Source organism: Mucilaginibacter sp. 5C4, assembly GCF_034345625.1.
Classification (GTDB): domain Bacteria; phylum Bacteroidota; class Bacteroidia; order Sphingobacteriales; family Sphingobacteriaceae; genus Mucilaginibacter; species Mucilaginibacter aurantiaciroseus.
Window position 1 is genome coordinate 465,956 of sequence record NZ_CP133775.1, and the last position, 21,155, is coordinate 487,110.

The window sequence follows — 21,155 nt, forward strand, 5'->3', positions numbered from 1 at the left end:
TAATAAATGTCAGAAGACAAATCCATAAAATTAATAAAAGCAGTAAAAGAACTGAACATTGGTATGGGTACCATTGTCGATTTTTTAGCTACCAAAGGCTATAAGGTTGAAAAGCAACCTATGGCTAAGCTGGATAACGATATGTACACAACCCTGTTAAAGGAATTTGCTGTAGATAAAATTATTAAGGAGGAGGCCAAGCAGATCAAGATAGGCAACATCCGCAAGGAAGAAGGTGTGCAAACATCTGATAAACCAGCAGAGCAGCCGCGTCGTTCCCGTGATTTCGAGAACGAGGAGATCCTGATCAAAAACACCGGCCATTTTACTTCGTCGCCGGCTGAAAAGCCAAAACCGGCCGAACCTGTACAGGAAAAAGCCGAAGAACGCAGCCACGAAGGATTACCGGGTGTAAAGGTGATTGGTAAAATAGACCTTAATAATCTTAATGCGAAACCACCGGTTGAAGAAAAAGCAGCACCAGTTGTTGCCGAAACCCCCAAAGCACCGGAGCCGGTTGCAGAAAAACCTGCACCAGTGGTTGAAGCACCCAAAGTAGCCGAGCCTGTTATAGAAAAACCTGCACCTGTTTTTGAGGCGCCAAAAGCACCAGAGCCTGTTGCAGAGAAACCTGCACCGGTTGCAGAAGTGCCAAAAGCACCAGAGCCCGTTGCAGAGAAACCTGCACCGGTTGCAGAAGTGCCAAAAGCACCGTTAGCTGAAACTGCCCCTGCGGCAGCAGTACCCGCAGCAGAAGCCGAAGGTGACGACGTTATCCGCGCGAGCGCAGAGCGTTTAAGCGGGCCAAAAATTATTGGTAAGATACAACTGCCGGTTAACCAGCCTAAACGCGGTGGCCCTGTTGCGTCTTCATCAAGTGCTGCAGGCAACGCGGCCGATCTAAAACGCAAACGTAAGCGTAAAGATCAGCAAGGCGGCCCGGGTGGCGGTAATGGCACAGGCCAGCAAGCCCCGCCAAGCGGCATTATCAATCCAAACCGTCCCGATTTCAGGAACAGACCAGCAGGCCCTCCGGGTGGCGGCGGTAACCGTCCCGATTTTAGAGGAGGAAGGCCCGCTACAGGCGGCGGCCCTAAAGAAGAACCTACAGAAAAGGATATACAAGACCAGATCAAGGCTACACTTGCACGCTTAAGCGGCGCGGGTAAGTCTGGTAAGTTTGCACAGCGTGCCAAATTCCGCCGTCAAAAGCGTGATGATGTTGCCGCCAATGCGGATGAACTGGCAATGGAGCAGGACGCGATGTCTAAAATTATTAAGGTTACCGAGTTTGTTACGGCAAACGAGTTGGCTTTGATGATGGATGTATCGGTAACACAAATTATCTCAACTTGTATGAGTTTGGGTATGTTTGTGTCTATCAACCAGCGCTTGGATGCCGAAACCTTAAGCATTGTTGCTGATGAGTTTGGCTACCAGGTTGAGTTTGTGAAACCACAGGATGAAGAGTTTATACTTGATCAGCCTGATGAGCCGGAAGATCTTATTCCACGTGCACCTATCGTGACCATCATGGGCCACGTCGATCACGGTAAAACATCCTTACTGGATTTTATCCGCAAAACAAACGTAATTGGCGGTGAGGCCGGGGGTATTACCCAGCACATTGGCGCTTACGAAGTTACCCTGGCGGATGATAAGAAAATTACATTCCTGGATACACCGGGCCACGAGGCGTTTACCGCCATGCGTGCAAGGGGTGCACAGGTAACAGATATTGTTATTGTAGTAATTGCTGCTGATGACAGCGTGATGCCGCAAACCCGCGAGGCCATAAACCACGCGCAGGCTGCAGGTGCACCTATCATCTTCGCTTTCAACAAAATTGATAGGCCGGGTGCTAACGCCGATAAGGTACGTGAGCAACTGTCAGCCATGAATATTTTGGTTGAAGAGTGGGGCGGTAAATACCAAACACAAGAAATATCGGCTAAAACAGGTTTAAATATCGAACTGTTGTTAGAGAAAGTATTGCTTGAGGCAGAATTGCTTGAGCTTAAAGCTAACCCTAACAAACGTGCCGTTGGTACAGTAATAGAAGCAGCCTTAGATAAAGGCCGTGGTATTGTTACCACCATATTGGTACAGGCAGGCCGCCTAAAAGTGGGCGACGCGATATTAGCGGGTTGTTACAGCGGGCGTGTTAAGGCCTTAACTAACGAACGTGGCCAAAGGGTTGAATCTGCAGGGCCATCTACACCGGTACAGGTGTTGGGTATGCAGGGCGCGCCTACAGCCGGTGATAAATTCAACGTATTAGATACCGAGCCGGAAGCACGTGAAATTGCGAACAAACGTTTACAATTACAGCGCGAACAAGGTTTACGTACCCAGAAACACATTACACTTGACGAGATTGGCCGCCGTTTGGCAGTTGGTAACTTTAAGGAACTTAATATTATTGTTAAGGGTGACGTGGATGGTTCTATCGAGGCGTTATCAGATTCGTTACTGAAACTGTCTACCGAGCAGATCCAGGTGAACATCATATCAAAGGCAGTTGGTCAGATCTCCGAGTCGGATGTATTGTTAGCTTCTGCATCAGATGCGATCATCATCGGTTTCCAGGTACGTCCTTCGGGAAGTGCGCGTAAACTGGCCGAAGCCGAGCAAATTGACATCAGGTTGTATTCTATCATCTATGATGCTATCAACGAGATAAAATTGGCGATGGAAGGTATGCTTGCACCAACGTTTGAAGAGAAAATTATGGCTAACGTAGAGATCCGCGAAACTTTCAAGATCAGCAAGGTTGGTACAATTGCAGGTTGTATGGTGTTAGATGGTAAAATTACCCGTAACAGCAAGATCCGTATCGTTCGTGATGGTGTGGTAATTCACACAGGCGAACTGGCCTCACTAAAACGTTTCAAAGACGACGTGAAAGAAGTGGGAACCAATTACGAGTGTGGTTTGAATATCGCTAACTACAACAACATCGAAGTAGGTGATATTGTAGAAGCATACGAAAACGTAGAAGTAAAACGTAAATTAGCTTAATCGTTTAAGGCGCGAAGTATCGCGTCTCTGTTGAATATTTTAAAAGGACGGCTTATTAGCTGTCCTTTTTTTGTTTATACCGGTTGAAGCGTCAATTGCGAGCGCAGCGTGGCAATCTTCGATAGAAGAGTCGCCGACACACCTATCGAAGATTGCCACGTCGCTATCGCTCTTCGTAATAACGCGCGGTTTATATCTCCTAAAACCCCTTCTTCCTCATAACCCCAACCTTCCTGCTCCTTGGTGATGGTTTATCCGATACCTCATCAACATCATATCTGCGGGCCATTTTGGCGATGCGCTCTTCTATGGTTTCGGTAGTGAGGCGTTCGCGGCCAAGGCTGTCTACCAGTATCGGGAAAGCGAAGGGTGTTGGCCGTTCAATAACTTTTAAGACGATACTTTGCGTTTGAATGCGCTGTAACGCCGCACGTAGACGGAACTCCTCTAATTGAAAAGCAAGTGCCTCGTTATTGGCCTGGCGAATGAGCAGGTTATCGGGCTCATACTCGTTAAACACTTCGAACAGTAGCGATGTAGAGGCCTGTAAGTGTTTATTCTTCACCTGCTGCCCCGGATAGCCGGTAAACACCAATCCACCAATATGCGCGATATCCCTGAACTTGCGCCGCGCCATTTCATTGGCATTTAAGCTATTTTGGATGTCATCTATCAGGTTATTGATGGAGAAGAAATCGGCGTTTTCTAAGGCTTCTTCGATTGGGATATCCTCGTCGGTCAATAACTCAAAACCATAATCATTCATGGCGATGGAGAAACTGGCGGGTTTTATTTTGGAGATGCGATATGCCAACAAACTCGCCATACCTTCGTGCACCAACCGGCCTTCGAAAGGGTAAAACAACAAATGGTGACCCTCGCGGGATTTAAAAGATTCGATCAAAAACTCGTGGCTCTGCGGCAGGTGAGATAGTTTGGCTTGCAGATCAAACAGCGGTTTAAGCGCCTTTACTTCAATATCTGTTTCTATCCCATGGGCCACCTCATCCAGTTTATCGCGGAACACTGCGGATAACTGCGAAGATAATGGCATCCTGCCACCTGCCCAGCTTGGTATCAGCCCTTTGGTTTTGGTTGATTTTTTGACATAGGCCGTCATCTCTTTCACCTTTATAAATTCCAGGCTACGGCCGGCAAACCAAAACGTACTGCCCGGTTTAAGTTTCGATATAAAGCCTTCCTCCAAAGTACCCAGGCTGCCCCCACTTAACCACTTCACGCGGATACTTAATTCGCTCGTTATGGTACCGATGCTCAATCGGTGCCGCATAGCCACGCGCCTGCTATTCACTTTAAAAAGGCCGTTCTCTACCTCTACCTTTAAAAATTCATCGTACTGGGCGAGTGTTTTGCCGCCATTGGTTATAAAATCTAAAAGCTGGTTAAATTCGTCACGGCGCAGGTCGGCAAAGGCAAAGGTACTTTTTACCTCGCGGAACAATTCATCGGCCCTGAAACCATCCGATACCGCCAGCGTCACCATAAACTGGATGAGCACATCAAATGTAAGCAGCATGGGGTCGCGGCTCTCGAACACGCCTTTTTTGATAGCGCTTTTTAATGCGGCACCCTCCAATAATTCCAGCGAGTGCGTGGGCACAAAGTATGCTTTTGATACTGCACCCGGATGGTGCCCGCTTCGCCCTGCGCGTTGCATAAACCTGGCGACACCCTTAGGGCTTCCCACCTGCACAACCGTGTCTACGGGCCTAAAATCGACCCCCAGGTCGAGGCTTGAAGTACACACCACTACTTTAAGCGCTTCGGCATGTAAGGCTTGCTCCACCCAGTTACGGATCTCGTTATCCAGCGAGCCGTGATGCATGGCCATAATGCCGGCATACTCGGGGTAATTATCTATAATGGCATGATACCAAATCTCGCTTTGCGACCGCGTATTGGTAAAAATCAGCGTGGTTTTGCTTTTAGCGACGATCTCCATCACCTGCGGCAATAGCTTTACGCCAATGTGCCCGGCCCAACTGTAATTCTCAATACTTTCGGGGATGACGGATTCTATCACCAGCTTCTTATCTACATTGGCCCTTACCATTTTTATCCGCTCCGGTGGGAAATCGTTACCTAATAAAACTTCGGCAGCTTGTTCCAGGTTGCCGATGGTTGCGGAAATACCCCAGATGCGGAGAGGTGCGGGGTGCGGTGTTGGGGGTGCGATATCTTTTTTATTATCCGAGCGACGCTCCGGCACTTCCGCTCCACGCACTTCTTTCTCCGTACCTAAACCTTTCAACCTGCTTAGCCCCAACTCAACCTGCACACCACGTTTGGTGCCCAGCAACTCGTGCCATTCGTCGCATACCACCACCTGCAGCCCTTTAAAAACTTTGTCGTATTCTTTTTGGGCCAGCATCAGGTGCAGGCTTTCGGGGGTGGTGAGTAGTACTTCGGGCAGTTTGCGTTTAAGGGCGGCTTTTTCTGCTGCGGAGGTATCGCCCGTGCGGGTCATGATGCGCCATGGCAGGCCTATGTCATCGCATACTTCCTGCATAGCTTTGCGGATGTCGTTGGTAAGTGCGCGCAATGGTGTTATCCACAGCATCAGCAATCCGTTGTCCTTTTGAGTGGTGTAAGTGTCCGGGTATTTATTAATAAAATCGGTAAGGAAAGGCAGGAAAAGCGCAAAGGTTTTACCACTGCCAGTGGGTGCGTTCAACAAACCCGAAAAGCCCGACAGGTAGGCCGCTGCCATCTCTTTTTGAAACGGGAATTGCTTCCATTGCTTTTGCCTGTACCATTCCTGAATTACCTTTTGCCCTTTAGATGCCATTGTTTTTGCCAACATAACCCGCTTTTACGGGTTATGTGTATCAACTGTAAATTAAACAAATTGTTACAACAATGAACATCTCAAAATATTTAATTATACTAGTGCATGCTGTAGCAGTTACAGCATGCCAGCAAAATAAAGCACCAAAAGCGGCAGATACGGTTACTAAATCTGATACCATATCAATCACGGATACCATTAAAACCACCTATACTACAACCGTTGATATGCCCGGCGATAAACCTGTGCCACTGGCGCAATTGATAGTGTCCGGCATTTGTGTTGGGCAAACCGCAAGCGCTTAGCCTTTACGATGATAGTAAAGGCGGGATCGCGTTCGATGTAGATGATAAAGATATCATCACCGGTATTACCGTGCACGAGCCAGGCCGCGGGGCAGCATCAACTTATCTGCACCTCTTCTCCGATTTGAAACCGCTTAAATAAAAATAAGCCTCCCAATGTAAATCGGGAGGCTTATTTTAGGACGATTCAAGAGATAATTATTTCTTCTCCGGCATTAAAATAACCTTTGCCAGGTTGGCATTGTTTAAATATTTGTTGGCCGCATCTTTGGTGCTTTGCACGGTAACATTCTCCAGGTTTTTAACGTGGCTAAGAATGTCATCCGGGTTTTGGTCGTTTTGTACGGCACCGGCAAGGTAACCGGCCCAGGCTACGTTTTGTTTAAGCTGTACCTGGGTAGAACGGGCCTCTTCAGCTGCAAATTTTTGAATATCGGCCGGTTGTGCGCCTGTTTGTTTTATCTTACCGATCTCTTCAAGCGTAGCAGCTACCAATTTATCAACGTTTGCCGCGGCACAGGTGAACGCGATAGTTATGGTGTAGCGGCCTTCAGGATTTTTAACATAACTTGCCCTGATGCCCGGCGCGTAAATGCCGCTTTCCTGCTCGCGCAGGCGTTCAACAAGTTTAATGTTTAGTACTTCTTCCAGCGCATCTAACTGCATGTTGTTAGCCTCGTTAAATTCATAAGCGCCGCTGTAGATCATTTGCACGTTGGCTTTGTCATCAATGCCCTTATAAACGGTTTTGGTAAGCTGGCCTGGTGCCGGGTACATTTTCAGGTTCTTAAAAGTTTCCTTTTTGTTAGTTGATGGCAGGCCACCAAGGTAAGTAGAAAGGAAAGGTTTGATCAGCTCCACATTAAAATTACCTACTAAAACAAAGGTAAAACCACTTGCATCGGCAAATCTGTCTTTATAAAAACTGAAAGATCTATCAAAATTTGCCGTGTTTAAACGCTCTAATGTAGTAGCGCCAAAACGGAAATTATTATTGCTCAGCACAGAAGATAGCGTATCCTGGAAAACACTTTGCGGGTCGAGCCCGCGGTTAGCCAATAGTGCTTTGGTTTGCAACATGGTGCCTTTCCAGATATCGGCATCTTTGCGTGGCTGCGTAAAGTAAAGATAGATGAGCTGCAATGCGGTCTCAAAATCGCGTGGTGAAGAACTTGCCCTAATGCCCTGGGTTAATTCGCTGATGTATGGCGTTACATTAACATCTTTACCGGCAAGCATTTTATCCAGCTGGCCCTGGTTAAATTCGGAGATGCCGCTGCTGCCCACAATAGAGCCGGCGAAACTTGCAGAGGTGTAATCGGCATCGCTGGCAAGGGTGGTTCCACCAAAGCCCGAACCATTGATCAGGATCTGGTCGTTCTTAAATTGGGTTGGTTTCAAGATAACCTTAAGCCCGTTCTCGAATGTTAAAGTAGTTGTGCCGATAGCCTCGTCTTTTAACTCAGACACAATTTTAGAGCCCTGCGGCTCTTTATCCATCAGCGGTTTGCTGGTAACGTTATCTACATAAGCGGTAACACCGGTTCCGGCGGCGCCTATCCAGCTAAGAATAGCTTTTTCATCGGGTAGTTTATCTTTATCCTTTTCCGGGCCCTCAACCAGTATCACACGGTTTTGGTCGCTGATGAACTGGCCTGCAAGGGCGTTCATTTCGGCAAGCGTAATTTTGCCGACGTTGCTTATATAAAAGTTATATTCAAAATCGATCCCCGGGATAGCTTCGCCGGTTAAGAAGTTTTGAGTATACTCCCTTACGTAATTAGCGGAGTTGGTTTTGTTTTTTTCGTAAAAAGCATTTTGGATGCCTACCAAAGCCTGCTGTTTTGCGCGCTCCAGCTCGGTTAGGGTGAAGCCAAATTTGCGGGCACGTTCTGTTTCAGCAACGGCGGCCTTAACGGCGGCTTCTAATCCATCCGGTTTTGATACCACTATTGATGAAAATGCATCCTGTTTTCCAATTAGCGGGGCGTAACTTGTACTTGCGTACAGGAATGGCGGTTCTGGTTTTTGCTGCAGTTCGCCAAGCCTTTGGTTAAGCATAAAATTGAACAGCGATATGCGCATGCTTTGCAAGTAACCCGTAGTGGTACGCACAACTGTATGGGGGTGCTTAACAATGATTTGTGCAAGGGTGTACGGAAATTCTTTATCCGTAACCACTTTTACAACAGTACCGGGTGTTGGCGCTACGTTAAAATCCGGACGAGGTTTTTTAGCAATAGGGGTTTTTAAACCCGAGAAGTTTGCTTTTATTAAAGCCTCTACACGTTTCACGTCAAAATCACCTACAACAATCACCGACTGCAGGTCCGGCCGGTACCAATCGCTGTAAAAGCTTTTAATGGTAGCCGCGTCAAAGTTTTTTATAATGGCCTCCTGGCCAATTGGCAAACGGGAGGCGTATTTCGAATTATTTAACAGAACAGGAAGCGTTAACAGGCTTAAACGCTCTTGCGCGTTTTTGCCACGCAGGCGCGCTTCTTCCAAAACAACGCCGCGTTCTTTATCTAACTCGGCCTGGTCAAAACTTATGTAGCCTGCCCAGTTAGCCAAAATGTTAAAACCTTTTTCAAAAACAGCGGCGCTATCTGTAGGTAATGGCAGCTGGTAAACGGTTTCGTCAAAAGAGGTGTATGCGTTTAGGTCGGCACCAAACTTAACGCCCGATTTTTGCAGATAATTAACCAATGTATTCTTGGGAAAATCGCGCGTACCGTTGAAGGCCATGTGCTCGGTAAAATGGGCAAGGCCTTGTTGGGCATCAGTTTCTAATATAGAGCCAACTTTATTTACCAAGTATAGTTCAGCGCGTTTTTGAGGCTGCTCGTTATGGCGGATATAGTAGGTTAAGCCGTTTGGCAGTTTGCCAATAATAACGTCTTTATCTACCGGCAATACATTTGGCGGGGCAATTGCCGCCGCGGCCGATGTTGGTTTGTTTCGTGGCGATGGGGTTGGCTTACGTTTTACCTGTGCATTTGCACTGCCCGATGCGATGAGTAAGGCAAGCGCGGCTACAGATAAAGTTCTGTTAATGTTCATATTTAAATTAAAAAGGGAATATTTTACTAAGATGCTAAACGAATACCTTAGTTACAAATTGTTTATGGGGTTTTAAATGCTTCCTGCATCATTTGCTGCAGCTCGGCCTGGTGGCTTTGCACCGCTTGTTGCCCAATAGCTGCACCTTTTTGAAATAACGCCGGTTGCTTTTGATTGATTTTGATGCCAAGTGGAGAGCGGTAAAAAACTGCAAGATCTTTCAATTCTTTTTCGGTAAACTCTTGTGCATATAAGGCTGCTATCTGGTCTTTCATCAAATCCCAGTTCATGTATTTGTCCGTAAAAGTATTCATGATCTCGATGAACTTTGGCTTTTTATCCTCAGGAACATTGGCGCTGGCCTGCGTTACCATTGCCGACATGTTTTCTTTTAACTGCTTACCCGCGCCGGATGCCGTTAAAACAGCTTCTGCCGCTTTTAAATGTGCCGGTGTTATGGCAGGTGTTTGCGCTTTTGCCGCGCCGCACATTAATAATGCGATAATTAAGAATTTGTATTTCATGATCTTTTTTCTAAAATTTGTACCTCACGAAGGCTTCCATGGCAGCATATTCTGCCATACCTAAGCGGTCGTAATTTTGAGCGGTTTCGCGGTTGCGGTCTTCGGCGCGTACCCAAAACTCGCGCGCATCATCCCCCGGGAAAACCGGCTTATCCTTTTGCGACTGGTGTTTAAAAATAGCACTGCGTTTGCGCAACACTTCGGCCGGCGAAAGCGGTACAGCCATTTCAATTTCATAAGTAGGGAACTCCTGCCACGCGCCGCGGTACATCCAAACCCAGCAATCATTTACCCAAGCCTCGGTTTTGCGCAGGCGGCGTAACGATTCAATGATGATATTAAAACATACAATGTGCGTACCGTGCGGGTCGGCAAAATCGCCTGCGGTGAACACCTGCTGTGGCTTTACTTTTTGCAGCAACTCCATCGTTTGTTTAATATCTTTTTCACCAACCGAGTTTTTCTGGGTTTTACCCGTCTCATAAAAAGGCAGGGCCTGGAAATGGATATTACTATCCGGCAGCCCGGCATAGCGCGCACCTGCAATGGCTTCTGTTTTACGGATAAACCCCTTTACATCGCGAATTTCTAACGAATCGATCTGGTTAGGTTCCTTGATTGCCATAAACTGGCGCATATCATCATAAATGCCTTTCATTTTTGATGCGTCTTCGCCAACGCTTTCCTTAAAATCGATGGCAAACTCCACAAAGCGTAGTACATCATCATCCCAAACGGCGGTGTTGCCTGATGTTTGGTAAGCCACATGCACGTCATGCCCCTGGTCAACCAGGCGAATGAATGTGCCGCCCATCGAGATCACATCATCATCGGGGTGCGGAGAGAACACGATAGATCGTTTTTTTGCAGGCTCGGCACGTTCGGGGCGCTGGCTGTCGTCGGCCCCCGGTTTACCACCTGGCCAACCCGTAATGGTGTGCTGTAGCTGGTTAAATATATTAATGTTGATCTGGTACACCGGCCCTTGCTCTACGGCAAGCTGCGCCATGCCATTGCTGTTATAATCTTCTTCGGTTAGTTTAAGAATAGGTTTGCCAACGGTATCTGATAGCCAGATCACCGCCTTTTTGATCAGCAAGTTTTCCCAAACGCAATCTTTCACCAGCCATGGGGTATCAAAACGGGTAAGGCCGGATGCGGCATCAATGTCCAAAACAAACTCAACATTATCTGATAATTGCAGGAAGGTGGCAGGCACTTCGCCCGAAATTTCGCCCTCTACCGCTTTACGGACAATCGGCGCTTTTTTGGCGCTCCAGGCCATCAAAATAATTTCGCGGGCTTTAAAAATGGTGCCCACACCCATGGTAATGGCTTTGGTGGGCACGTTTTGTTTACCACCAAAATCGCGCGAAGCATCACGGCGGGTAAGGTCATCCAAAGTAACCAAACGTGTGCCCGAGTTTGGCGCAGAGCCCGGCTCGTTAAAACCAATGTGACCGGTACGGCCAATACCTAAGATCTGCAAGTCTAAACCACCAAGTTCTTCTATCTGTCGTTCGTAGGCTAAACAAAAATCGGCAACCGCATCCTGTGGTAAAGTGCCATTGGGGATGTGAATGTTAGCTTTTTTGATGTCTACATGGTTAAATAAATTCTCGTTCATGAAGGTAACGTAGCTTTGCACCGCGTCAGGCTTCATGGGGTAATATTCATCCAGGTTAAAAGTGATCACGTTTTTGAACGATAGCGCTTCCTCTTTATGTAGGCGTACCAACTCGGCATAAACTTTTATGGGGGTAACACCCGTTGCCAGGCCAAGCACAGCCTGTTCGCCGGCGGAATCCTTTTTGCGGATCAGGTCGGCAATGCGTTTTGCAACGGCTACGGATGCCGCGTTTTGGTCGGAGTATACCGTAACGGGTAGTTTCTCGTACCGGGTTTCTTCTAATAAATTTAATCTGGCCATGGGCTTAGGGTTGTAATTGGTGTACAATTCTGCTAAACAAATATATAGGATATTTAGATACAGGCGGTTAAAATTTAACTTTTGTGGCTGGCTACAAAACAGGTAAATTAGCGCATGCCTGCACTCAACAAAAACCTGCAAAAACTATTTACCATCGCCCAGAAAGAAACAAAGTTGGGCATTGGGCTAATGTCGGGGACCTCGCTCGATGGGCTGGACATTGCACTTTGCAAGTTTAAAGGCAGCGGCACTAATACTGCATTTGAGTTGATCCATTTCATCACTATACCATACGAAGAAAAGTTTAAGCACGAGGTACAGGAGGTTTTTGCCAAAAAGCAGGTGAGCCTGGAGAAGGTTACTTTACTGAACGCTTATATAGGTAGTTTTCATGGTGAATTGATCTCGCAGGCGCTAAAGCAGGGGGGTATTAACACTGCCGATGTTGATTTTATTGCCAGCCACGGCCAAACCATTTACCATGCGCCAAAGCGCCTGCATAAGCAGCCGGGCTATAGCAATGCTACCCTGCAAATCGGTGACGCCGACCATCTGGCTGTTAAAACCGGGATTTTAACCATTAGTGATTTCCGCCAGAAACATATTGCCGGGGGCGGCGAGGGTGCGCCATTAGCTTTATACGGGGACGTGCTTTTAGGAAGCAAGCTGGGCGAAAACCGCATCCTGTTAAACATTGGCGGGATTGCTAACCTTACCTTTTTGCCTGCAGATGCCGGTGCAGAAGTTTTATGTACCGATATCGGCCCGGGCAATACTTTGATAGACGCGGCTTGCCGCGAGTATTTTGATAAACCCTTTGATGAGGATTCGGCGATTGCCAATTCGGGTACGGTGAATGATGTTTTGCTGGATGCCCTGCTTGATCATCCATTTTTTAGGGAAGCCGCGCCAAAAACCACCGGCCCCGAGTTGTTTAATTTAGAATTTGTGGCCGATGCTCAGCAGGGTGTAAGGCTATTCAATATCAACAAAACCGACCTGGTAACTACGTTAAGCGCCTTCACCGGCCAGTGTATAAGCAACTTTATTAAAGCAAACTTCAATCTGCCCGATCTTAAAATATTTGTAAGTGGCGGCGGGGCCAGGAACCGTTACGTTATTAACTATCTCAAAAACGCCTTGCCTGATGCGATTATTGCTGACACCGGCGAGTTAGGTATTAACCCGGATGCTAAAGAGGCGATCCTTTTTGCGTTGTTGGGAAATGAAGCGCTTTGTGGTGAGCCGATGGCTATTGGTAATAATCCGGCCGTGCTGATGGGGAAGTTTAGTTTTCCGCTATAATTCTTTTTGTTTGTATATTCGGGTCAAATTTTAAACGTATGAACGCTTATAGCTTTTTCAAGTACTTTCACTCCGGTTTCAGGTACATTGTTATCATCCTTATTTTACTGGCCATATTTCAATCGTTAGCGGGTTGGCTGGGTAAAAAAGCATATACCGAAGGCAACCGAAAGATCAATTTATTTGCCCTGATATCGGCACATACTCAATTTTTGTTGGGGCTGGTGCTTTACTTTTTAAGCCCGTTGGTAAGGTTTGGCGCAGGTGTTATGAAAGATGCCGAAGCACGTTACTGGACGGTTGAACACATCACTATGATGCTGTTTGCCATTGTGTTAATTACCATTGGCCATAGCAAATCAAAGAAAATTGTATTGCCCGAGAGCAAACATCGTATTATTGCTATTTTTTATTCGCTGGCATTTTTAGTAGTAGTTATAGCTATAATTCAAAGCAAAAGAAGCTTTTTTGGAATATCCCACTAAAAAAGTCGACAAAAAATTTGTTAATTCAATTTTTTGTATAAATTTGTTGCCACGATATGAAAAAAACTAACCTTAATACCAATTGGTGGCACTATGTGAAAACATGGCAGGCCGGATAGTTTTTGATATGCAGTACTAATCAAATGTAAACCTAATTTGAAACCCGGCGAACGCTCAATTCGCCGGGTTTTTTTGTTTAATGCGCTCTGAGATAATCACTAATGAAAAAATATAAAATTACGACCACCAAAAAAAAACTGCTCGCAGATACCACCACACCGGTGAGTATTTACCTGCGCTTAAGGGATGTTTTCCCCAACTCGCTGCTGCTGGAAAGCTCGGATTACCACAGCCGCGAAAACAGCCTAAGCTTTGTGTGCTGCGCGCCTTTTAGCGGGTTGGTTCTTGATAATAATACCCTTAAAAAGAAGTTCCCGGATGGCAGCGAAGAAGTAAGCAACCCCGGCGAATTTGATATTACCGACGAGATAAACAATTTTACCGCCCGATTCGAGGTGGAGGCAAATACCTCCAAGATATTGTCAAACGGCTTATTCGGTTATTTTACGCATGAGGCGGTTGAGCATTTCGAAACCATCCACTTAAAAGAAAGCACCGATACCGCCCGCAAAATCCCGGTGATGCAGTATCATATTTACAGCTACATTATCGCGATAGATCACTTTAAAAACGAACTTTACATTTTCCATAACCAGGTAGAGGGACAACCACAAACCAACGGACTGGAGAAAATTGAAGACTTCATCAAAAACAAGAATTTCCCCGAGTACAGTTTTAAAAGCAACGAGGCGGAAAAATCTAATCTCACTAATGAGGAGTTTATTGCCATCGTGGAAAAGATGAAGCAGCACATTTACCGTGGCGATGTGTTCCAGATAGTGCCGTCGAGGGCATTCTCTCGTAAGTTTTTGGGCGATGAATTTAATGTGTACCGAGCTTTGCGTTCCATCAACCCATCGCCGTACCTGTTTTATTTTGATTACGGCGATTTCAGGATCTTCGGATCTTCGCCCGAGGCACAGATCACCATTAAGAATAATGTGGCCAGTATTTTCCCTATCGCCGGTACGTTTAAACGCAGCGGCGATGATGAGAAAGATGCAGAGCTGGCCCGCCAGTTAGAAGCCGACCCAAAAGAGTCTGCAGAACACGTGATGCTGGTTGACCTTGCCCGTAACGACCTGAGCCGCCATTGCGAGCAGGTGAGCGTTAAGGCCTTTAAGGAAGTGCAATATTATTCGCACCTCATCCATTTGGTATCTCACGTAAGTGGTAAACTAAAACCGGGCACCACATCATTTAAAATTGTGGCTGATACCTTCCCGGCAGGTACGCTTAGCGGTGCGCCAAAATACCGCGCCATGGAGATCATTGATGAGAATGAAAAAAGCAAACGCAGCTTTTACAGCGGTGCTATAGGGTTCTTTGGCTTTAACGGCGACTTTAACCACGCCATCATGATCCGTTCGTTCCTTAGCAAAAACAATACGCTGCATTACCAGGCAGGCGCGGGCATCGTAGCAGGTTCTATAGCCGAAAGCGAATTGAAGGAAGTAGATAATAAGATAGCCGCCCTACGCAAAGCGATAGAGTTGGCGGAGGAGTTGTAAGTAGAGATTAGTGATTGGAGAATATAGATTAGTTAAACGATTTTTAGTTCCCCTCTTGAGAGGGGTTAGGGTGTGCAAAAATGAAAATATTAATAATAGATAATTACGATTCTTTCACCTATAACCTGGTGCATTTGGTAAACGAGTTAGGTTTGCAATGCGAGGTTTGGAGGAACGATCAATTTAAAATAGAGGATGTTGACGCGTTTAGTCACATCATCCTGTCGCCCGGGCCGGGCATCCCATCAGAAGCGGGTTTGCTTTTGCAGGTGATAGAAAAATACGCGCCAACAAAAAGCATTTTTGGCGTATGCCTTGGTCAGCAGGGTATTGCCGAGGTATTTGGCGGCAAACTTTATAACCTGCCGCAGCCTATGCACGGTATTGCTACACCCATTAAAATAACAGATTCAGGCGAACCGCTTTTTGCAGGCTTACCGGATACTTTTAAAGTAGGCCGTTACCATTCCTGGGTGGTTGAAAAGGATCTGCCTGCCGTGTTAGAAATTACTGCTATTGATGAAGAAGATGGCTCGGTTATGGCTTTAAGGCACAAGGAATACAACGTGCGCGGCGTACAGTTTCACCCCGAATCGGTACTGACCGAGTACGGTAAAGAAATGATGCAGAACTGGTTAAAGGTATAAAACCCTGCCCTGTCATTTCTAACGATAGTGATAAATTTTGTTAGTTATTGCAGTTAGCAAACTTTTCATAACTAACAAGATTTATCTTCGATGAGCTCCCTTCGGTCGGTTCTCCTCGTATTTCGTTCGGAATGACAGGCGTTTATTTTAGATTTGAAACAATGAACATACTCGATAAAATAGTTACTTATAAAAAGATAGAAGTAGAACGCGATAAGGTGCGTACCACCTATACGCAGTTAGAGGAGTCGGAATACTTCCACCGCGAAACCTATTCTTTTAAAGATTTTTTGCTGGCACCAGATCGTACCGGCATTATAGCCGAGTTTAAACGCAAGTCGCCTTCAAAGGGAATTATTAATGATGATGCGCTGGTAAAAGATGTGACCAAAGATTACGCGGCTGCAGGTGCTTCAGCATGTTCGGTATTGACAGATTATGGCTTTTTTATGGGCCGTAAAATGGATGTTACCCGTGCGCGCCGCGCTACCCAGATCCCCATCCTTCGTAAAGATTTTATGATTGATGAGTACCAGGTTATCGAAGCAAAAGCATTAGGTGCGGATATTATTTTATTGATAGCAGCCATCCTTACCCCTGCAGAAATTAAGAATCTGGCGGGCCTTGCCAAAAGCCTCGGCCTTAATGTGCTTTTAGAAGTGCACAACTTAGAAGAGCTGGAGCGCAGCATCGACAGCAACCTGGATGCCATTGGTGTAAACAACCGCAACCTGGCCGATTTTACCGTAACGGTAGAAAACTCTTTTAAGCTTGTTGATCATATCCCAAGCGAGTTTATGAAGATCTCGGAAAGCGCCATCAGCGACACCGAAACTATTAAACAATTAAAGGCAGCAGGCTTCAACGGATTTTTAATAGGCGAGAACTTTATGAAACAGCAGGACCCCGGTGCTGCCATGCGCGAATTTGTGAAGGGTTTGTAATAATTACCACGAAGCAGATAATTGTAAAGTTTGTTATTCCTCTTACCGTTATTTCCTTTTCGATAATTACTATGCGATCAATTGCATTTGTAGATGATATTGGGTCGATAGATTTTATGGGGTTTCCCTTTCTTTACACGTGTAAAGGGTTTCATACGTCTATGTCTCAGCAATTCTTTTTAGAACCCTTATTTATCGATTTTATAGTTTATCTATTAATTTGGTTTGTCATCTTTTTAATCCTTAAAAACTTTGTGAACCTAAATAAGGCAGCCCGATTTACATCAAGCGTCTTAATAATACTGGCAACACTGTGTTTTGCATAAATGTCTTGTTAGCGAATAATCCAGACAATATCTTTATCCTGAAAAGGGACTTCGAAATCAAGGTGGAGCAAAGCAGCTTTTATGTAGTGCCCCGGTTTTAAATAGTCTTGATGGGATGATGATTGTGAAGGGTTTGTAATTAGCCCTTAATTCAATATCTTTGTGCCATCATGTTGATATAATACTCTCCCACACTGTACCTTTCCATTTTGCTACCCATTGTAGGGATGTGCCTGAAAGTTTTGTTATGAACCTGTCTGTTTATAACCCCCTTGTTAACCGCTTCTTAGTGTAATTGTGTGGAAGCGAAATTATTAATACAAAACAATTGCGTGCCATGTGAACATAACACCATATAGTGAGTTATATTGGAGGTAACTTAATGTTTACCTTTATACTTTAATTGTTAATCATTTTTAAATGAAGCCAAAGTTTTTTGATACTGCTGTGAAGCAGGAAAAAGTGGTTTTGGTTGGTGTGATTACACCAAACGAAACCGAAGAACGTGAAAAAGAATATTTAGAGGAGTTAGAATTTTTGGTGGAGACTGCCGGCGGCCTCACCGTTAAAACCTTTACCCAAAAATTACAGCGCCCCGAGCGGTCTACCTTTGTAGGTACCGGTAAGCTGGATGAGATAAAAGAATATGTAATTGCCGAAGAGATAGACATCGTTGTTTTTGACGATGAGCTTACACCATCGCAAATGCGTAACATTGAGCGCGAACTGAATGTAAAGATCCTTGACCGCAGCAACCTGATATTAGACATATTTGCCGGCCGCGCCCAAACGGCGCAGGCCAAAACGCAGGTAGAGCTTGCACAGCTGCAATACTTACTGCCCCGCCTTACCCGCCTCTGGACCCACTTGGAGCGCCAAAAGGGTGGTATCGGTATGCGTGGACCGGGTGAGTCGCAGATTGAGACGGATAGGCGTTTGATCCTGAACAAGATCTCGTTACTGAAAGAACGCTTAAAGCTAATAGACCGCCAGAACGAAACACAACGCAAAAACCGCCAGCAACTCATTCGTGTGGCTTTGGTGGGGTATACCAACGTAGGTAAATCTACCATCATGAATATGCTGTCGAAATCGGAAGTGTTTGCGGAGAACAAGCTGTTTGCAACGCTGGATACTACGGTTAGGAAAGTGGTGATAGAAAACGTGCCATTCCTGCTATCAGATACGGTTGGGTTTATCCGTAAGCTTCCTCACCACTTGGTAGAATGTTTTAAATCGACATTAGATGAAGTGCGCGAGGCTGATATTTTGATCCACGTGGTAGATATATCGCACCCAAGTTTTGAAGACCAGATCCGCACGGTTAATGAAACGCTAAAGGAACTTGGCGCTATCGACAAAACCATGATAACCGTGTTTAACAAGATAGATGCCTTTGTACCCGAGCAACACCACGTTGATGTTACCGAAGAGCCGCTAACCCTTGATGATTTTAAACACAGCTGGATGGCCAAGAATAACAGCCCTGCCATATTTATCTCTGCAACCGAAAAAGAGAATGTAGATGAGTTTAAGGAGCTGCTTTACGAATACGTAAAAAATGTGCATACGGAGCGGTATCCGCATGATAATTTGCTTTATTAAGTAGCTTCTCCCCAGCCCTTTCCATATAGAGGGAGTAATGGTTTGTCATGCTGAACGTAGTGAAGCATCTATTCGCCGCCATGCAATCGTATGCATAGTTCGCTATTAGATCCTTCGCTATCGCTCAGGATGACAAATTTGTTTTAGGAGTTCTCTTCCCAAACCATACATAAATGCAGAATGGTATCAACCGCTTTTTGCATATCCTGTACCGACACCCATTCTTGTTTGCTGTGGAAAGCATGTTCGCCGGCAAAAATGTTTGGGGTGGGTAAACCCATAAATGATAACCTCGAGCCATCTGTACCACCGCGGATGCTGCACCGCTTTGGCTGTAACCCGGCACGGCGCATTGCGTCCATGCCGTAATTAACAATTTGCGGGTATTGGGCAAGTACATTCTTCATGTTGCGGTATTGCTCGTGCGTTTCCAGTTTGTAGGATGAGTTTGGATAGTTCTTCAATACTTCATCAGCTACATTACGGATAACATCCGCATGCTTTACCAAATTTTCTTTCTCAAAGTCGCGGATAATAAAATCAATAACCGCGGTTTCCACATGCCCGCTAATATCCACCGGGTGTACAAAACCCTGCATACCGGCAGTGTGTTCGGGCGATAAGCTATCCGGCAGGGCCGCAACAATCTTAGCCGCGATTTTTATAGCGCTTTCCATTTTGCCCTGTGCAAAGCCGGGGTGCGAACTTACACCTAGTATGGTAAGCTTTGCACCGTCGGCGCTAAAGGTTTCGTTCTCCATATTGCCCACACTTTCACCATCCATGGTGTAAGCTGCAAACGCGCCAATTTTGGCTATGTCAGCTTTATCAACCCCTCGGCCAATCTCTTCATCGGGTGTAAATAGGATCTTTATAGTCCCGTGTTTTATTTCGGGATGATTGATCAACTGGTAGCAGGCATCCATAATTTCGGCAACGCCTGCTTTATTGTCGGCCCCTAACAAAGTTGTGCCTGATGCGGTTACGATATCATTACCCAACTGGTTCTTAAGGTCGGGGTGCTCTTTCAGTTTTATTATTTGCGTGGCATCATCCGGCAGGTTGATATCTTCGCCTATATAGTTTTTGTGGATGATAGGTTTAACGCCCTTGCCGCTACAATCGGGTGCGGTATCCATGTGCGAGCAAAAACAGATCACCGGGATATTGGGCTTATCGGTATTGGCGGGGATAGTCGCGTATACATAGCCGTATTCGTCGAGGTGGGCATCGCTAACACCTGTTTCCAAAAGCTCGGCAACCAGTAGGCGGCCAAGGTCTTTTTGTTTTGCTGTTGATGGTGTGGTTGGCGACGTTGGGTCTGATTGTGTGTCTATCTGCACATAGCTTAAAAACCTATCAGTAACAGTGTAACTTAACGGTGTATTAAAATCCATAGAAAGCCTATATTAGTGGAAATTTTATTTGCCCGGTTGTGTTTTAAACCGCAAGCTAATTTGTAAAATATCAAACATAAAATCAATTGAAAAAGTATCTTTTATTTATTGTATTGGCACTGGCTTTTTTTAAAGGTAAAGCACAGGGTAGTTTAAACTATGCCACTTACGGTATTGGCGTAAGCGCGAGTTTAAACCACCCGTATGCCGATCTAAAAAAAGAATACGATAATAAATCATTCGCGGTAACCTTCAATTACTTTTATACCCCATACGTGCCTATCGGCCTGGAGTTTCAGCTTGGTAAACTTTCTGGTGGAGGTACCGATCTGAAGATAGATAAAGATGGCCGCCAGTTTGTTAATAATTACAAGGCCTTAATATTACACATAGATGTGCAGGCGGGCGAGGTTATAAATTACCAGGGGAGCACGGTGCTGAATGTGTTAAAAAACTTTTACCTGGGTGCCGGTATTGGTGGCATAGCTAATAGCGTTGTAACCCAACGCACAAGTGTTATCGACCCAACATATACCTTCCCCGGGAAGGATAACGGAATAAATTTAATTGTACCGCTGCGTTTTGGTTACGAGTTTAAGTTTTATAATGAGTACGATCAGCCAAATGTCCGCCTGGATATTGGTTACCAGCATAACCTTACTTTTGGTGAAGGGCTTGATGGTTACGCCGATCCATCAACCAAGTTTAAGAACAACGCGCTTGACCAGTATAGGCAAATTACGGTTGGCATTAAGGTGAACTTTGGCGGCCAAAACTCATACGATAAAGAGATTAGGGGGTACTAAATTGAACATAGAAGAACTGCGCGACTATTGCCTAAATAAACCCGGCGTTACCGAAAGCTTTCCGTTTGGTGAGGAAACACTTGTTTTTAAAGTAGCCGATAAAGTGTTTATGCTTACCGGCCTTGGTTCGCCAAGCTTTAACGTAAAATGCGACCCTGAGCGTGCCGTTGAACTACGCGAACAATACAGCGAAGTACAACCCGGCTTCCACATGAACAAAAAGCATTGGAACACGGTGCATACCGATGGCTCGCTTACCAGTAAACAGATCTGCGACATGATAGACCATTCATACGACCTGGTTTTTGCAAGTTTGCCCAAGAAACTGCAGGCCGAAATTGCCGACAGTAAATAACA

The 21,155-nt window shown here is 45.6% G+C and carries 16 protein-coding genes; 11 read left to right on the forward strand and 5 right to left on the reverse strand.

Features of this window, described 5'->3' with window-relative positions:
* The first annotated feature begins 6 nt into the window (after positions 1-6).
* Positions 7-3,021 (forward strand): translation initiation factor IF-2, encoded by a 3,015-nt coding sequence (infB, locus tag RHM67_RS02110; RefSeq protein ID WP_322230185.1) that lies wholly within the window; start codon positions 7-9, stop codon positions 3,019-3,021.
* Between the two features lie 199 nt (positions 3,022-3,220).
* Here infB and RHM67_RS02115 read toward each other — a convergent pair whose 3' ends face one another.
* Positions 3,221-5,845: a ligase-associated DNA damage response DEXH box helicase gene (locus RHM67_RS02115; protein WP_322230187.1), complete on the reverse strand. Its 2,625-nt coding sequence runs from the start codon at positions 5,843-5,845 to the stop codon at positions 3,221-3,223.
* 56 nt (positions 5,846-5,901) lie between these two features.
* Between RHM67_RS02115 and RHM67_RS02120 the strand changes: the two genes are divergently transcribed.
* Complete coding sequence (locus RHM67_RS02120) at positions 5,902-6,135, forward strand: hypothetical protein (protein ID WP_322230189.1); 234 nt, start codon at positions 5,902-5,904, stop codon at positions 6,133-6,135.
* Positions 6,113-6,277, forward strand: coding sequence for a hypothetical protein (locus RHM67_RS02125; RefSeq protein WP_322230190.1), 165 nt, complete (start codon positions 6,113-6,115; stop codon positions 6,275-6,277). Before RHM67_RS02120 ends, RHM67_RS02125 begins: the two co-directional genes overlap by 23 nt.
* A gap of 56 nt (positions 6,278-6,333) precedes the next feature.
* On the opposite strand, the gene RHM67_RS02130 is transcribed toward RHM67_RS02125, so the two are convergent.
* The 3 genes from RHM67_RS02130 to nagB form a co-directional block, all read right to left on the reverse strand.
* Positions 6,334-9,198: a M16 family metallopeptidase gene (locus RHM67_RS02130; RefSeq protein ID WP_322230192.1), complete on the reverse strand. Its 2,865-nt coding sequence runs from the start codon at positions 9,196-9,198 to the stop codon at positions 6,334-6,336.
* A gap of 62 nt (positions 9,199-9,260) precedes the next feature.
* A complete protein-coding gene (locus RHM67_RS02135) occupies positions 9,261-9,722 on the reverse strand; it encodes a DUF2059 domain-containing protein (RefSeq protein WP_322230195.1) in 462 nt (153 codons plus the stop codon).
* Positions 9,723-9,732: 10 nt separating this feature from the next.
* Positions 9,733-11,652, reverse strand: a complete 1,920-nt coding sequence (gene nagB, locus RHM67_RS02140) for a glucosamine-6-phosphate deaminase (RefSeq protein WP_322230198.1) — start codon at positions 11,650-11,652, stop codon at positions 9,733-9,735.
* A gap of 114 nt (positions 11,653-11,766) precedes the next feature.
* On the opposite strand from nagB, the gene RHM67_RS02145 reads away from it, so the two are divergent.
* From RHM67_RS02145 to hflX, 6 genes are all read left to right on the forward strand, one after another.
* A complete protein-coding gene (locus tag RHM67_RS02145) occupies positions 11,767-12,957 on the forward strand; it encodes an anhydro-N-acetylmuramic acid kinase (RefSeq protein WP_322230201.1) in 1,191 nt (396 codons plus the stop codon).
* Between the two features lie 38 nt (positions 12,958-12,995).
* A complete protein-coding gene (locus tag RHM67_RS02150) occupies positions 12,996-13,442 on the forward strand; it encodes a cytochrome B (RefSeq protein WP_322230203.1) in 447 nt (148 codons plus the stop codon).
* A 221-nt stretch (positions 13,443-13,663) separates the two neighbouring features.
* A complete protein-coding gene (locus RHM67_RS02155; protein WP_322230206.1) occupies positions 13,664-15,073 on the forward strand; it encodes an anthranilate synthase component I family protein in 1,410 nt (469 codons plus the stop codon).
* Positions 15,074-15,153: 80 nt separating this feature from the next.
* Entirely contained in the window at positions 15,154-15,720 is a 567-nt protein-coding gene (locus RHM67_RS02160) for an aminodeoxychorismate/anthranilate synthase component II (RefSeq protein ID WP_322230209.1), read from the forward strand.
* Positions 15,721-15,881: 161 nt separating this feature from the next.
* Positions 15,882-16,664, forward strand: coding sequence for an indole-3-glycerol phosphate synthase TrpC (gene trpC / locus RHM67_RS02165; RefSeq protein WP_322230212.1), 783 nt, complete (start codon positions 15,882-15,884; stop codon positions 16,662-16,664).
* 746 nt (positions 16,665-17,410) lie between these two features.
* The gene (gene hflX / locus RHM67_RS02170) at positions 17,411-18,595 is read left to right on the forward strand and encodes a GTPase HflX (RefSeq protein ID WP_322230214.1); all 1,185 of its coding nucleotides are present in this window, start codon (positions 17,411-17,413) and stop codon (positions 18,593-18,595) included.
* A gap of 143 nt (positions 18,596-18,738) precedes the next feature.
* Here the strand turns inward: hflX and pepT are convergent, their stop codons facing one another.
* Positions 18,739-19,992: a peptidase T gene (gene pepT, locus RHM67_RS02175; RefSeq protein WP_322230216.1), complete on the reverse strand. Its 1,254-nt coding sequence runs from the start codon at positions 19,990-19,992 to the stop codon at positions 18,739-18,741.
* 86 nt (positions 19,993-20,078) lie between these two features.
* On the opposite strand from pepT, the gene RHM67_RS02180 reads away from it, so the two are divergent.
* On the forward strand, positions 20,079-20,798 hold the full coding sequence (locus RHM67_RS02180; RefSeq protein ID WP_322230219.1) for a hypothetical protein: 720 nt from the start codon (positions 20,079-20,081) through the stop codon (positions 20,796-20,798).
* Between the two features lies 1 nt (position 20,799).
* Positions 20,800-21,153, forward strand: coding sequence for an MmcQ/YjbR family DNA-binding protein (locus RHM67_RS02185; RefSeq protein ID WP_322230222.1), 354 nt, complete (start codon positions 20,800-20,802; stop codon positions 21,151-21,153).
* Positions 21,154-21,155: the final 2 nt, after the last annotated feature.

Bases quoted from the DNA above. Each gene is read 5' to 3' on its own strand.
- infB (WP_322230185.1), top strand. From the start codon at position 7: ATGTCAGAAGACAAATCCATAAAATTAATAAAAGCAGTAAAAGAACTG.
- RHM67_RS02115 (WP_322230187.1), bottom strand. From the start codon at position 5,845: ATGTTGGCAAAAACAATGGCATCTAAAGGGCAAAAGGTAATTCAGGAA.
- RHM67_RS02120 (WP_322230189.1), top strand. From the start codon at position 5,902: ATGAACATCTCAAAATATTTAATTATACTAGTGCATGCTGTAGCAGTT.
- RHM67_RS02130 (WP_322230192.1), bottom strand. From the start codon at position 9,198: ATGAACATTAACAGAACTTTATCTGTAGCCGCGCTTGCCTTACTCATC.
- RHM67_RS02135 (WP_322230195.1), bottom strand. From the start codon at position 9,722: ATGAAATACAAATTCTTAATTATCGCATTATTAATGTGCGGCGCGGCA.
- nagB (WP_322230198.1), bottom strand. From the start codon at position 11,652: ATGGCCAGATTAAATTTATTAGAAGAAACCCGGTACGAGAAACTACCC.
- RHM67_RS02145 (WP_322230201.1), top strand. From the start codon at position 11,767: ATGCCTGCACTCAACAAAAACCTGCAAAAACTATTTACCATCGCCCAG.
- RHM67_RS02150 (WP_322230203.1), top strand. From the start codon at position 12,996: ATGAACGCTTATAGCTTTTTCAAGTACTTTCACTCCGGTTTCAGGTAC.
- RHM67_RS02155 (WP_322230206.1), top strand. From the start codon at position 13,664: ATGAAAAAATATAAAATTACGACCACCAAAAAAAAACTGCTCGCAGAT.
- RHM67_RS02160 (WP_322230209.1), top strand. From the start codon at position 15,154: ATGAAAATATTAATAATAGATAATTACGATTCTTTCACCTATAACCTG.
- trpC (WP_322230212.1), top strand. From the start codon at position 15,882: ATGAACATACTCGATAAAATAGTTACTTATAAAAAGATAGAAGTAGAA.
- hflX (WP_322230214.1), top strand. From the start codon at position 17,411: ATGAAGCCAAAGTTTTTTGATACTGCTGTGAAGCAGGAAAAAGTGGTT.
- pepT (WP_322230216.1), bottom strand. From the start codon at position 19,992: ATGGATTTTAATACACCGTTAAGTTACACTGTTACTGATAGGTTTTTA.